This window comes from Rhizobium gallicum bv. gallicum R602sp (assembly GCF_000816845.1).
In the GTDB taxonomy this organism is placed as follows: domain Bacteria; phylum Pseudomonadota; class Alphaproteobacteria; order Rhizobiales; family Rhizobiaceae; genus Rhizobium; species Rhizobium gallicum.
Map to the genome: position 1 here is coordinate 1,298,130 of NZ_CP006877.1, position 12,028 is coordinate 1,310,157.

The window sequence follows — 12,028 nt, forward strand, 5'->3', positions numbered from 1 at the left end:
CTACATAAGGGCAGGAAATGAGGGCGCGCGGTTTTGCGCGTCCGCAAGGATTGGAATGAGTCATGGCCCCCAAAGGCAGCCAGCGTATCGTGAAGAAGGTCGTGGCCGAAAACCGCAAGGCCCGCTTCAACTACGAAATCATCGATACATATGAAGCCGGGCTCGTTCTGATGGGCACCGAAGTCAAGTCCTTGCGCGAAGGCAAGGCCAATATCGCTGAATCCTACGCTTCGGATGAAGGCGGCGAGATCTGGCTGATTAATTCCTACCTGCCGGAATATCTGCAGGCCAACCGCTTCAACCACGAGCCGCGCCGCCGCCGCAAGCTGCTGCTTTCGAGCCGCGAGATCAACAGATTGCGTGCGGGCATCAACCGCGAAGGCATGACGTTGATCCCGTTGAAAATCTATTTCAATGATCGCGGCCGGGCGAAGATGGAACTGGCGCTCGCCAAGGGCAAGAAGCTGCACGACAAGCGCGAGTCCGAGAAGGAGCGCGATTGGAACAGGCAGAAGAGCCGCCTGCTGAAGGACAATGGCTAAGCGATGCGAAGACTGAAGATTTCGGTGGCGTCGCAAGTCTTCGTGGCGAAGCTGGAGGTAGAAAAGGCGCCGAAAACCTGCACGGCGTTCACGTCGCTGCTGCCCTTTCGAAATCAGACTATCCATTCGCGATGGAGCGGGGAGGCGATCTGGGTGCCGCTCGGCGATTATCAGTTCGGCGTCGATTTCGAAAATCACACCTGCCATCCGTCGCGTGGCGACATCCTGCTTTATCCGGGCGGGCACAGCGAGACAGAGCTGCTCTTTGCCTATGGCAGCTCGTCATTTGCGAGCAAGATGGGCGCTCTTGCCGGCAATCATTTCCTCACGATCGTCGAGGGCTGCGAACAACTAGATGACATGGGAAAACTGGTGCTCTGGAAAGGCGCCCAGCCGATCTTGTTTGAGGCTTTGGATTGAGAACTACTCCTCGAAGTCGCTCGCCGGGGCGATCTCGACGGGCTTCTGCGGGCGTTCGGACGGGTCGCGGCCGATCTCGCTTTTCAGCGACAGCAGATCGATGAAGTGATCCGCTTGGCGGCGCAGGTCGTCGGCGATCATGGGCGGCTGCGTCGCCATCGTGGAGATGATCGACACCTTGCGGCCCCTGCGCTGAAGGGCTTCCACCAGGGTGGTAAAATCGCCGTCGCCGGAAAAGATGACAAGGTGGTCGACGGTTTCGGATTGCTCCATGGCGTCGATCGCCAGTTCGATATCCATGTTGCCCTTGATCTTCCGGCGGCCCATGGAGTCGGTGAATTCCTTGGCAGGCTTGGTGACGACCTTGTATCCGTTGTAATCGAGCCAGTCGATCAGCGGGCGGATGGAGGAATATTCCTGATCCTCGATCAGCGCGGTGTAATAGTAGGCGCGCAGCAGGTAACCGCGTTTCTGGAACGCTTTCAACAGCTTGCGATAATCGATATCAAAGCCGAGGCTCTTGGATGCAGCGTAGAGGTTGGCGCCGTCTATGAAGAGTGCAATTTTTTCGCGTGGGTCGAACATCGCATGCCAATCCAATTAGAGTAATCCAAATCTTCTTCGGTCAAAATTCCATAAAAACAATGGCTTAGTTAACGAAGAAAGAATAATTCTTAATTTATGAATTATTCATATAAAGGAGATTTAGGGCACGATTCGGCATATTCCAAGCAACTAACGGTGGAATTGTCACATTCACTCGAAAATTTTAGCAAGGCGACCCATAAACGGCGGGGCGGTGCATGAAAAACTTGAATTCGTCGGCTTTTAATTGTATCGGGCGTTCTAATCCCGAAATCACGACCGTAAAGGACAGGCAATGGCCCGTGTCACAGTTGAAGATTGCATCGACAAAGTTGAGAACCGCTTCGAGCTGGTTCTGCTTGCCAGCCACCGCGCGCGGCTGATTTCCCAGGGTGCCTTGATCACCATCGATCGCGACAACGACAAGAACCCCGTCGTGGCGCTGCGCGAAATCGCCGATGAAACGCTGTCTCCCGACGATCTGAAGGAAGACCTCATCCACTCGCTGCAGAAGCACGTCGAAGTCGACGAGCCAGAGCCCGACCCGGCAAGCCTCATTGCCGCTGGTGGCGTGGCGGCTGCGGAAGGCGAAGAGCAGGACGATCAGCCCGAGACGATCACTTTCGACCAGATGTCGGAAGAAGAGCTTCTGGCCGGCATCGAAGGTCTCGTGCCTCCGGAAAAGAGCGACGACTACTGATACGTCGCGAGACGATTACCAATCGTCAATCTTGCGCCTTTATTGCTAAGGCATATTATTGCCAGTGCGTGCGCCAATCGGTGATTGGCGCGCTTTTGTTTTTATTGGAGTAGTTCCGGGATGATGCGGCAGTACGAGCTCGTGGAGCGGGTGCAGAAATACAAGCCCGACGCCAATGAAGCTCTGCTGAACAAGGCCTATGTCTATGCCATGCAGAAGCATGGACAGCAGAAGCGTGCCAGTGGTGATCCCTATATCTCCCATCCGCTCGAAGTCGCCGCGATTTTGACGGACATGCATCTCGACGAGTCGACCATTGCCGTCGCTCTGCTGCATGATACGATCGAGGATACGACGGCGACACGCGCCGAAATCGACGAGCTCTTCGGCGAAGATATCGGCCGGCTGGTCGAAGGCTTGACGAAGATCAAGAAACTCGATCTCGTCACCAAAAAGGCCAAGCAGGCGGAAAACCTGCGCAAGCTGCTGCTTGCGATCTCCGACGATGTCCGCGTGCTGCTCGTCAAGCTGGCCGACCGCCTGCACAATATGCGCACGCTCGACCATATGTCGGCTGACAAGCGTGCCCGTATCTCCGAGGAGACGATGGAGATCTATGCGCCGCTTGCGGGTCGCATGGGTATGCAGGACATGCGCGATGAACTGGAGGAGCTTTCCTTCCGCCATATCAACCCGGAGGCTTACGAAACCGTCACGAAGCGTCTGCAGGAACTCTCGCAGCGTAACGAAGGCCTGGTCAAGAAGATCGAAACGGAACTGCGCGATCTGCTGGTGGCCAACGGCTTGACGACGGCTAAGGTCAAGGGGCGCCAGAAGAAGCCCTACTCGGTTTTCCGCAAGATGCAATCGAAGTCGCTTTCCTTCGAGCAGCTTTCGGATGTCTATGGCTTCCGTATCCTCGTCGAGGACGTTCCAGCCTGCTATCGCGCGCTCGGCATCGTTCATATGCGCTGGCGCGTCGTGCCTGGCCGCTTCAAGGACTACATCTCAACGCCAAAGCAGAACGACTACCGTTCGCTGCACACGACGATCGTCGGCCCCTCCAGCCAGCGCATCGAACTGCAGATACGCACCAAGCGCATGCATGAGATCGCCGAATACGGCATCGCCGCGCACGCCCTTTACAAGGACGGCGCGACCAATGCCGAGGGCGACATTCTCTCGCGCGAGTCCAATGCCTATTCATGGCTCCGCCACACGATCGAGGCGCTGGCCGAAGGCGATAGCCCCGAGGAGTTCCTCGAACACACCAAGCTTGAGCTGTTCCAGGACCAGGTCTTCTGCTTCACGCCGAAGGGCAAACTGATCGCCTTGCCGCGCGGCGCAACGCCGATCGACTTTGCTTATGCCGTTCACACCAATATCGGCGACACGACGGTTGGCGCCAAGATCAACGGCCGCATCATGCCGCTGGTGACAAGACTTGCAAACGGCGACGAGGTCGAGATCATCCGCTCCGGCGTGCAGGTGCCGCCAGCTGCGTGGGAGGAGATCGTCGTGACCGGCAAGGCGCGTGCTGCAATCCGCCGTGCCACGCGCCTGGCGATTCGCAAGCAATATGCCGGCCTCGGGCACCGCATCCTGGAGCGCACCTTCGAGCGGGCGGGGAAGATATTTTCCCGGGACGCGATGAAGCCGGCGCTGCACCGCCTCGGCCAGAAGGATGTCGAGGACGCGATCGCCGCCGTCGGCCGGGGCGAGATGTCGTCGCTCGATGTCCTGCGCGCTGTCTATCCTGACCATCAGGACGAGCGTGTCACCGTCAAGCCAAGTGGCGATGACGGCTGGTTCAATGTCCGCAGCGCCTCTGGCATGATCTTCAAGGTTCCAGACAAGGCCAAGACGGAGGCGGAGACGGATGCCGATATGGGCCCGATCCGCGGCATTTCCGGCAATATCGCCGTTCAGTTCGCACCTGCAGGCGCCGTGCCCGGCGATCGCATCGTAGGCATCATGGAGAAGGGGAAGGGCATCACCATCTACCCGATCCAGTCGTCCGCGCTGCAACGTTTCGATGATCAGCCCGATCGCTGGATCGATGTGCGCTGGGACCTGGACGAGGCCAACAAATCGCGCTTCATGGCGCGCGTGCTCATCAACGCATTGAACGAGCCGGGCACGCTGGCCAAGGTGGCGCAATCCGTTGCAGGCCTTGACGTGAATATCCGTTCCTTAAACACGGTGCGCGTCGCGGCCGACTTCACCGAAATGGCGGTCGATGTCGAAGTATGGGATCTTCGCCAGCTCAACCAGCTGCTCGCGCAACTGAAGGATCTGGATTGCATTGCGACGGTGCGACGCCTCTACGACTGAGACGTCTGCACATATTATGATCGTTTTGTTGCAGAATTCGCGTACCGAAAAGGCAAGGCATGCACGCTTTGCATGGCTGTGCCTATATTAGAGCGTTGGTAATTGTGCACTGCAGCACCTATCTTCCGTTCATCAGAGAATGAACCAAAGAAAGAACCAACGCTATGTTTACTCCCATCAAGAAAATCGCCCGCGCTCTTCGCGTTCCAAGCGTACAGGAACGTGAAATGGCATACCTCAACGGTTCGTATGACCGTATTGATCTTGAATACCGTCAGCGTCAGGTTGACCGGGGCCTGTTCCGTAGCCGTTGATTGCGGGTCTACACTTCCAGCTATGCAAAAGGGCGCCATGCATGACGCGCGCCCTTCGGTGAAGAGCTTCGGCGGCGGGTGAGGCGAGCCGCGAGACTTTTGACCGCTCTTGTCATGGCGACCTGCGCTGCTCTAAATAGCCGCCATGCTGTTTCGCCGCAGAAAACCTGCAGGACTTCGTGAAAGGACGCGAGAGTTGTTCTGGCCCCGCAAGGGCTTTTTGCGTCCGCTGCGCTATGTGAAGATGCGCATCCTACGCCTGACGGCTTCGCCGCACGCCGTGGCAATGGGCGTTGCAGCCGGCGTCTTCGTATCCTGGACCCCGTTCATCGGCGTGCATTTCATCATGGCCTTCGTGCTTGCCTATTTCCTCTCCGGAAACATGGTTGCGGCAGCGCTCGGCACGGCGGCCTTCGGCAATCCCCTCACATATCCCTTCATCTGGGCGGCGACCTGGGAAATCGGTCATCTGCTGCTCATGCGCGAAGATGCGATGAGCGGGCAGTCCGTCGATCTGATGGAGCTTTTTCACAAGCTCCGTTTCACCGAGCTCTGGAAGCCGGTGCTCGAGCCCATGCTGATCGGCGCCATTCCTCCGGCCGCCATCAGCTCCGTTGTGCTTTATATCCTGACGTTCTACACCGTGAAGGGTTTTCAGGTCCGCCGCCGCGCGAAACTGATGGAGCGGGCGCGCCTTCACCTTGCCCGTCCCACGCAGGATATTCCGACTGTATGATTTCGTTTCGACAGAGAGGCATCGCATGATCATCGGCATTGGCAGCGATCTCATCGACATCCGCCGTGTCGAAAAGTCGCTTGAGCGCTTCGGCGAGCGCTTCACCCACCGTTGCTTCACCGAGATCGAGCGGGCGCGCTCCGACCGCCGCGCCAACCGCGCCGAATCCTATGCGAAGCGTTTTGCCGCCAAGGAAGCCTGTTCGAAGGCGCTCGGCACGGGCATGGCGCAGGGCGTTTTCTGGAAGGATCTGGGTGTCGTCAATCTGCCGAGCGGCAAGCCGACGATGCAACTGACCGGCGGCGCCGCTGTCGTGCTTCAGTCCATGCTGCCTGCCGGGCACAGGGCGATGGTGCATTTGACGATAACCGATGATTATCCGCTTGCTCAGGCATTCGTGATCATCGAAGCCCTGCCGGAAAGCGCGTGAGGAGCGGCGTGTGGTCGCTTTTAATGTTCGCGGCATTGCCGCCACCTGCCGAAGCCGCTAGAGAGAAGCAAACAGAGAATGCGCCGCTGCGGCGCCTTTAAGGAACAAGACTGCGTGTCCGAAAAAGCCGATACTAAGCCGAACGCCCTTTGGGAAAATATTAAAGTCATTATTCAGGCATTGTTGCTGGCGATGGTGATCCGGACGGTCTTCTTCCAGCCGTTCACGATACCATCCGGCTCGATGATGCCGACCCTGCTCGTCGGCGACTACATCTTCGTCAACAAATTCGCTTACGGCTATTCGAAATACTCGCTGCCTTTTTCGCCGAACCTTTTCAGCGGCCGCATCTTCGGCTCCGAGCCGAATCGCGGCGATATCGTCGTCTTCCGCTTTCCGCCGAACCCGGACATCGACTACATCAAGCGCGTCGTCGGTCTGCCTGGCGACCATATCCAGGTGACGGATGGCGTGCTCCATATCAATGGCAAGCCGGTTCCGAAGGTGGCCGACGGCGCCTTTACCTCGGATTACAAGCTCGATCCGGGCGAAGACGTGCCGGTGTTCCGCGAAACGCTTGACGATGGCAAGACCTACGACACGCTGGACCAGTCGCCCGTTTCGCGCGGCGACAACACCCAGGATTTCGTCGTGCCGGAAGGCCATTACTTCATGATGGGCGACAACCGCGACAATTCTCTCGACAGCCGTTTTGACGTCGGCTTCGTTCCGGCGGAAAACCTCGTCGGCCGCGCCAGCGTCATCTTCTTCTCGCTCGGCAACGACACGTCGTTCCGCGAAATCTGGAAATGGCCGGCCAACATGCGGTGGGACCGCCTCTTCAAGGTTGTTGAATGAGCAAAGTGCAGACGCTTTCGGCGGCGGACCGGACGAGGCTTGAAGCCTTGATCGGCCACGAATTCGCCGGGAAGGAGCGCCTGGACCGGGCTTTGACCCATGCGAGCGCCCGCACGCAGAAGGGCGCCAATTACGAACGTCTGGAGTTCCTGGGCGACCGTGTGCTGGGCCTCTGCATCGCCGAACTGCTTTTTCGCACTTTCGGGACGGCCGGGGAGGGCGAGCTGTCGGTGCGCCTGAACCAGCTGGTCAGCGCCGAGACTTGCGCGGAAGTGGCCGACGAACTGGGTCTGCACCTTTTTGTCCGCACAGGCGCCGACGTCAAGAAGCTCACCGGCAAGCGCATGATGAACGTTCGCGCCGATGTAGTCGAAAGCCTGATCGCGGCACTCTATCTCGACGGCGGTCTTGAGGTCGCCCGCCGCTTCATCCTTAAATATTGGGAACAGCGGGCGACCCGCGCCGACGGCGCAAAGCGGGACGCCAAGACCGAACTGCAGGAGTGGGCGCACGCGAAATTCGGCGTCACACCGCAATATCGGGTTGAAGAACGCACCGGGCCGGATCATGATCCGCGCTTCACGGTGACGGTGGAAGTGGTCGGCGTGGAGCCGGAAACGGGAGTCGAGCGCTCGAAGCGTGCGGCCGAACAGGTCGCCGCAGCAAAGATGCTGGAACGCGAAGGCATTTGGCAGAAAGCCTCTGCCGGAAATTGACGGGACAATGACGGAAGAAAACGATATGGCGCATGAAGTCGCCGCTGAAACCAATGGCGAAACGCATTCCGGCTTCGTCGCCCTGATCGGCCCGACCAATGCCGGAAAATCGACCCTGGTAAACCGCCTTGTCGGTGCCAAGGTGTCGATCGTCAGCCACAAGGTGCAGACGACGCGCGCCATTGTCCGCGGCATCGCGATCCATGGCAATGCGCAGATTGTCTTCATGGATACGCCCGGCATCTTCAAGCCGCGCCGCAGACTGGACCGCGCCATGGTCACGTCGGCCTGGGGCGGGGCCAAGGATGCCGATCTCATCATGCTGCTGATCGACAGCGAGCGCGGCCTGCGCGGCGACGCGGAGGCGATCCTGGAAGGGCTCAAGGAGGTGCGACAGCCCAAGATACTCCTGCTCAACAAGATCGACCGCGTCAAGCGCGAAGACTTGCTGGCGCTGGCCGCTGCCGCGAACGAGAAGATCGCCTTCGAGCAGACCTTCATGATCTCGGCGGAGAACGGCTCCGGTTGCGACGACGTCATGGATTATCTGGCCAAGACCCTGCCCGAAGGCCCGTGGTACTATCCGGAAGATCAGATTTCCGATCTGCCGATGCGCCAGCTCGCCGCCGAGATCACCCGCGAAAAGCTCTTCCTGCGTCTGCACCAGGAGCTTCCCTATTCCTCTCACGTCGAAACGGAAAAATGGGAAGAGCGCAAGGACGGCTCGGTGCGTATCGAGCAGGTGATCTACGTCGAGCGCGACAGCCAGAAGAAGATCACGCTTGGCAAGGGTGGCGAGACGATCAAGGCGATCTCCTCGGCATCCCGAAAGGAAATCGCCGAAATCCTCGAGCAGCCGGTGCACCTGTTCCTCTTCGTCAAGGTTCGGGAGAACTGGGGCGATGACCCGGAGCGGTTCCGGGAAATGGGGCTCGACTTTCCGCGTTGACCGATTGAGAAAGACCGGCTCGAATGGCTTGGCGATATCAGGCGGCCGCTCATAAAATTTCTGCGGCCATGTCTTTTTTGAATGCAAATCGGTCAAACAGAAAATAAGGTCGGTGATGCCACTTTTCCTCCGATTTTGCTTCTTATCGACAGAATCAGAAAAGCGGCTCACTCAGGTCGCATGGCCTATGGCCCGCTAACCGGGCATAAGGGGGGTACCAGAGGTAGAGATGCGGGTTAAGCAGACGGTGTGCGCCGTAAACGGCGTTCAGCGAAGGGCGCGGAGATCATGAACGCAAGCCGTGTTCTGGTCCTTGAAGACAGTCTCATCATTGCGATGGAAGCGGAAGATATGCTCCGCGCCGTCGGCGTGGAGGCCATCGATATCGCAAGCGGCCTCGATCAGGCGATGGATGCCGTGAAGTCGAAAAGCTATGATTTCGCGCTGCTCGACGTCAATCTCGGCGAGGCGATGAGCTTCGGCTTTGCCCGGCATTTGAATGAGACGGGCATCCCTTTCGGCTTTGTCAGCGGCTATTCCGATACGCGAGACTTCCCGCCGGACCTCCAGGATGTGCCGCTTCTCGTAAAGCCCTTCGACGAAGGTGCGATGCGCGAATTCCTCGAGAAGCTCTTTCCGACTGCCGAACTGGATCCGGCTTCATGACATAGGGCTGTGCTTGCTTTAGGATCATTTCCGCAAGCTTGAGGTTCGTTCGCCATGCAGTGGCAGGATCATGCAATCATTCTTGGCGTCAAACGCCACGGCGAGACCAGCGTCATTGCCGAGGTGATGACGCGTGCTCGGGGCCGTCATCTCGGGCTGGTGCGTTCCGGCCGTTCGCGCGCGATGCAGCCGGTGCTGCAGCCCGGCAACGAGGTGGATGTGATCTGGCGCGCGCGCCTCGACGAGCATCTCGGCGAATTCCGCGTGGAGCCGCTGCGGCTGCGTGCAGCGCAGCTCATGGAAACAGCCACCGCCGTCTATGGGGTGCAGGCGATGGGCGCTCTTTTGCGGCTTTTGCCGGAACGCGACCCACATCCGCATCTTTACGATGCGCTCGAAGTCATTCTCGACAATCTCCACAATCCGGCGGATGCCGGTGAACTTTTCGTCCGCTTCGAACTCGCCGTCCTCAACGACCTCGGCTTCGGCCTTGACCTTGCCGAATGCGCCGCAACGGGCGCGCGGACCGATCTTGCCTATGTCTCGCCGAAATCCGGCCGGGCGGTCAGCCGGTCAGCCGGCGCCCCCTGGGCGGACAAGATGTTCGTACTTCCGGGCTTTCTCCGCGCCGACGGCAATGATGCCGCAGACTTCGACAGTCTGAGCGCGGCCTTTCGCCTGACGGGCTTTTTCTTGCATCGCCACGTCTACGAGCCGCGCGGGATCGAAGCGACTGCAGCCCGCGACGGCTTCATTCAGGCAGCCCTGAAGGCACTCAATTCGTCTCTCAGGGCTGTTCCTCCAGCGCCGGACGAGCTCTCGGCCTGAGGGTGGTTTTTCACTGCTGAAAAACATGCTGCGGAATTGGAGGTTTATCCGTTCCGGCGTCCTGCCTATGTCTGCTCATATTGCTCTGGAGGATTTCATGCTGACGAAGACAGATAATGCGACAACGATCACGCTCTGGAATGGCCGCGAAATCCCGAGGCTCGGCATGGGCTGCTGGGCGATCGGCGGGCCGTTCTTCGCAGGCGAGGTGCCACTCGGCTGGGGGGAGGTCGACGACGACGAGTCGATCGAGGCCATTCATCGCGCCGTCGACCTCGGCATCCGCTTTTTCGACACGGCTTCGAACTATGGCGCCGGGCATTCGGAAGAGGTCGTTGGTCGCGCGATCGGCAATCGCGACGATATCGTTATTGCCACGAAATTCGGTTTTGCCACCGACGAGAAAACGAAGCAGGCAACGGGCGCCTTTGCCGATCCGGCCTTCATCCGCCAATCGGCGGAAACGTCGCTGCGCCGGCTGAAGCGCGAGCGGCTCGATCTCCTGCAGTTCCACCTGAACGATTTCCCGCTGGAAGCGTCGGACGAAGTTTTCGATGTACTCGAAGCACTCAAGGCAGAGGGTAAGATCGACGCCTTCGGTTGGAGCACGGACTTCCCGGATCGCGCCGCCCGCCACGCAGGTTGCAAGGGCTTCGTATCCATACAGCACACGATGAATGTCTTTGAGCCGGTGCCGGCCATGATCGATGTGGTCGAGAAGAACGGCCTGCTGTCGATCAACCGCGGACCGCTGGCGATGGGGCTACTGAGCGGCAAGTTCACGCCGCAGAAGACAGTCGGGGCCAAGGATGTCCGGGCCACGAGCCTCGACTGGATGGTTTATTTCAAGGATGGGCGCATCGCGCCGGAATTCGCAGCCCGCCTGGAAGCCGTTCGCGACCTGCTGACCACCGGCGGCCGCACGCTGACACAAGGCGCTCTTGCGTGGTTATGGGCACGCTCGCCGCGTACGCTGCCTATTCCCGGTTTTCGCACGGTCGCCCAGGTTGAGGAAAACGCCGGCGCTTTGGAAAAGGGACCGCTGGCCCGGGATATGATGGCACGGATCGATGCGGCGCTAGCTGGCCGTTAACCCGCCGCGCGCATCTTGAAAGGCCAGCCTTCAGGCCGTTCCTCGATGATGGTGACGGCATCGCCGATGGCGATCCGGCCGGTGCCGCGCGGTACGGCATTCCAGCCGAAAATCACGCCGCGCACGCGGCGGTCTGCCGACATGCGGATGCGGCCCATGGCGGGCATCGGGTTTGGCACCTCGCGCGAGCCCGTCATTTGGTCCTGTGTTGTCATGATGCAGCGTGCGCAGGGTTTCACGAGATCGAAACGGATGCCGCCGATCTCGATTGCCGCCCAGCGGTCCTCCAGCCAGGCTTCGTCCGTATCGATAACAATGTTTGGCCGGAAGCGCTCCATGCCGACGCTGCCCTCTGCATGCAAGGCGAGGTTGGCGTTGAGCGCTTTCAGCGAGCCGGTCGTCGTCACCAGGATCTGATAGCCGTCCGCGAACGTCATGGGGGTCTCAGCGCCTGCCCATTCGGGGTTGGCGATGCGCTGCGCCTGGTTATCGAAGAAGACCAGCTTCACGTCCCGTCCGAGCCATTCGGAAAGCCGAGCATTGCTTTCGTCGTCGGCGACTGCGGCATTCACCAGGGATTTCCAGACGACGACATCCGTGCGGCGGTCCGGCTGCGGCGGCGGGACGGCGATATCCGGCTTCCCCGTCATCACCAGCCGGAAAGCCTCCGTCTCGGGCTGGATTTCGATCCGCGCGAGTGCCGGCAATTCGCGTTGCGTGATGAAATGACCGTCAGGATCCGTCACCATCGCGCGCCGATCGCCGGGAAGGCCGAAGGAGTCTACCGCCGAAAAAGGCAAGGCGATGGCGCGGGCGCTCTTGAGCGGATAGATAAAAAGATCGCTTACGCGCATTTC

General features: G+C 59.5%; 15 protein-coding genes. 13 read left to right on the top strand and 2 right to left on the bottom strand.

Annotated features, from left to right (window positions below):
* The first annotated feature begins 62 nt into the window (after window positions 1–62).
* Together smpB and RGR602_RS06325 are read left to right on the top strand one after the other, a co-directional pair.
* Entirely contained in the window at window positions 63–542 is a 480-nt protein-coding gene (smpB, locus tag RGR602_RS06320; RefSeq protein WP_022714633.1) for an SsrA-binding protein SmpB, read from the top strand.
* Window positions 543–545: 3 nt separating this feature from the next.
* On the top strand, window positions 546–962 hold the full coding sequence (locus tag RGR602_RS06325; protein ID WP_039844409.1) for a DUF3830 family protein: 417 nt from the start codon (window positions 546–548) through the stop codon (window positions 960–962).
* Window positions 963–965: 3 nt separating this feature from the next.
* Here RGR602_RS06325 and RGR602_RS06330 read toward each other — a convergent pair whose 3' ends face one another.
* On the bottom strand, window positions 966–1,547 hold the full coding sequence (locus tag RGR602_RS06330) for a LabA-like NYN domain-containing protein (protein WP_039844410.1): 582 nt from the start codon (window positions 1,545–1,547) through the stop codon (window positions 966–968).
* A gap of 295 nt (window positions 1,548–1,842) precedes the next feature.
* Between RGR602_RS06330 and rpoZ the strand changes: the two genes are divergently transcribed.
* From rpoZ to RGR602_RS06380, 11 genes are all read left to right on the top strand, one after another.
* Window positions 1,843–2,247, top strand: coding sequence for a DNA-directed RNA polymerase subunit omega (rpoZ, locus tag RGR602_RS06335; protein WP_039844411.1), 405 nt, complete (start codon window positions 1,843–1,845; stop codon window positions 2,245–2,247).
* A 120-nt stretch (window positions 2,248–2,367) separates the two neighbouring features.
* Window positions 2,368–4,581: a RelA/SpoT family protein gene (locus tag RGR602_RS06340; RefSeq protein WP_039844412.1), complete on the top strand. Its 2,214-nt coding sequence runs from the start codon at window positions 2,368–2,370 to the stop codon at window positions 4,579–4,581.
* 164 nt (window positions 4,582–4,745) lie between these two features.
* Entirely contained in the window at window positions 4,746–4,895 is a 150-nt protein-coding gene (locus RGR602_RS35365) for a DUF3563 family protein (RefSeq protein ID WP_074067150.1), read from the top strand.
* A 145-nt stretch (window positions 4,896–5,040) separates the two neighbouring features.
* Window positions 5,041–5,631, top strand: a complete 591-nt coding sequence (locus RGR602_RS06345) for a DUF2062 domain-containing protein (protein ID WP_039844413.1) — start codon at window positions 5,041–5,043, stop codon at window positions 5,629–5,631.
* A 25-nt stretch (window positions 5,632–5,656) separates the two neighbouring features.
* Window positions 5,657–6,061, top strand: a complete 405-nt coding sequence (acpS, locus tag RGR602_RS06350) for a holo-ACP synthase (protein ID WP_022714639.1) — start codon at window positions 5,657–5,659, stop codon at window positions 6,059–6,061.
* 114 nt (window positions 6,062–6,175) lie between these two features.
* Window positions 6,176–6,919: a signal peptidase I gene (gene lepB, locus RGR602_RS06355; protein ID WP_039846693.1), complete on the top strand. Its 744-nt coding sequence runs from the start codon at window positions 6,176–6,178 to the stop codon at window positions 6,917–6,919.
* Window positions 6,916–7,635, top strand: coding sequence for a ribonuclease III (gene rnc / locus RGR602_RS06360; protein ID WP_039844414.1), 720 nt, complete (start codon window positions 6,916–6,918; stop codon window positions 7,633–7,635). The genes lepB and rnc overlap by 4 nt, the downstream gene beginning before the upstream one ends.
* 7 nt (window positions 7,636–7,642) lie before the next feature.
* Window positions 7,643–8,584 (top strand): GTPase Era, encoded by a 942-nt coding sequence (era, locus tag RGR602_RS06365; protein WP_039844415.1) that lies wholly within the window; start codon window positions 7,643–7,645, stop codon window positions 8,582–8,584.
* Window positions 8,585–8,872: 288 nt separating this feature from the next.
* Window positions 8,873–9,250 carry a response regulator gene (locus RGR602_RS38120; RefSeq protein WP_039844416.1) on the top strand — a complete coding sequence of 126 codons (378 nt, stop codon included), beginning with the start codon at window positions 8,873–8,875 and terminating at the stop codon, window positions 9,248–9,250.
* A 54-nt stretch (window positions 9,251–9,304) separates the two neighbouring features.
* The gene (recO, locus tag RGR602_RS06375) at window positions 9,305–10,078 is read left to right on the top strand and encodes a DNA repair protein RecO (RefSeq protein ID WP_039844417.1); all 774 of its coding nucleotides are present in this window, start codon (window positions 9,305–9,307) and stop codon (window positions 10,076–10,078) included.
* 97 nt (window positions 10,079–10,175) lie between these two features.
* Window positions 10,176–11,171, top strand: a complete 996-nt coding sequence (locus RGR602_RS06380; protein WP_039846694.1) for an aldo/keto reductase — start codon at window positions 10,176–10,178, stop codon at window positions 11,169–11,171.
* On the opposite strand, the gene RGR602_RS06385 is transcribed toward RGR602_RS06380, so the two are convergent.
* The gene (locus RGR602_RS06385; protein WP_039844418.1) at window positions 11,168–12,025 is read right to left on the bottom strand and encodes an MOSC domain-containing protein; all 858 of its coding nucleotides are present in this window, start codon (window positions 12,023–12,025) and stop codon (window positions 11,168–11,170) included. The two genes, RGR602_RS06380 and RGR602_RS06385, sit on opposite strands and share 4 nt — an antisense overlap.
* Window positions 12,026–12,028 lie beyond the last annotated feature (3 nt).

Bases quoted from the DNA above. Each gene is read 5' to 3' on its own strand.
- smpB (WP_022714633.1), top strand. From the start codon at position 63: ATGGCCCCCAAAGGCAGCCAGCGTATCGTGAAGAAGGTCGTGGCCGAA.
- RGR602_RS06325 (WP_039844409.1), top strand. From the start codon at position 546: ATGCGAAGACTGAAGATTTCGGTGGCGTCGCAAGTCTTCGTGGCGAAG.
- RGR602_RS06330 (WP_039844410.1), bottom strand. From the start codon at position 1,547: ATGTTCGACCCACGCGAAAAAATTGCACTCTTCATAGACGGCGCCAAC.
- rpoZ (WP_039844411.1), top strand. From the start codon at position 1,843: ATGGCCCGTGTCACAGTTGAAGATTGCATCGACAAAGTTGAGAACCGC.
- RGR602_RS06340 (WP_039844412.1), top strand. From the start codon at position 2,368: ATGATGCGGCAGTACGAGCTCGTGGAGCGGGTGCAGAAATACAAGCCC.
- RGR602_RS35365 (WP_074067150.1), top strand. From the start codon at position 4,746: ATGTTTACTCCCATCAAGAAAATCGCCCGCGCTCTTCGCGTTCCAAGC.
- RGR602_RS06345 (WP_039844413.1), top strand. From the start codon at position 5,041: ATGCTGTTTCGCCGCAGAAAACCTGCAGGACTTCGTGAAAGGACGCGA.
- acpS (WP_022714639.1), top strand. From the start codon at position 5,657: ATGATCATCGGCATTGGCAGCGATCTCATCGACATCCGCCGTGTCGAA.
- rnc (WP_039844414.1), top strand. From the start codon at position 6,916: ATGAGCAAAGTGCAGACGCTTTCGGCGGCGGACCGGACGAGGCTTGAA.
- era (WP_039844415.1), top strand. From the start codon at position 7,643: ATGACGGAAGAAAACGATATGGCGCATGAAGTCGCCGCTGAAACCAAT.
- RGR602_RS38120 (WP_039844416.1), top strand. From the start codon at position 8,873: ATGAACGCAAGCCGTGTTCTGGTCCTTGAAGACAGTCTCATCATTGCG.
- recO (WP_039844417.1), top strand. From the start codon at position 9,305: ATGCAGTGGCAGGATCATGCAATCATTCTTGGCGTCAAACGCCACGGC.
- RGR602_RS06380 (WP_039846694.1), top strand. From the start codon at position 10,176: ATGCTGACGAAGACAGATAATGCGACAACGATCACGCTCTGGAATGGC.
- RGR602_RS06385 (WP_039844418.1), bottom strand. From the start codon at position 12,025: ATGCGCGTAAGCGATCTTTTTATCTATCCGCTCAAGAGCGCCCGCGCC.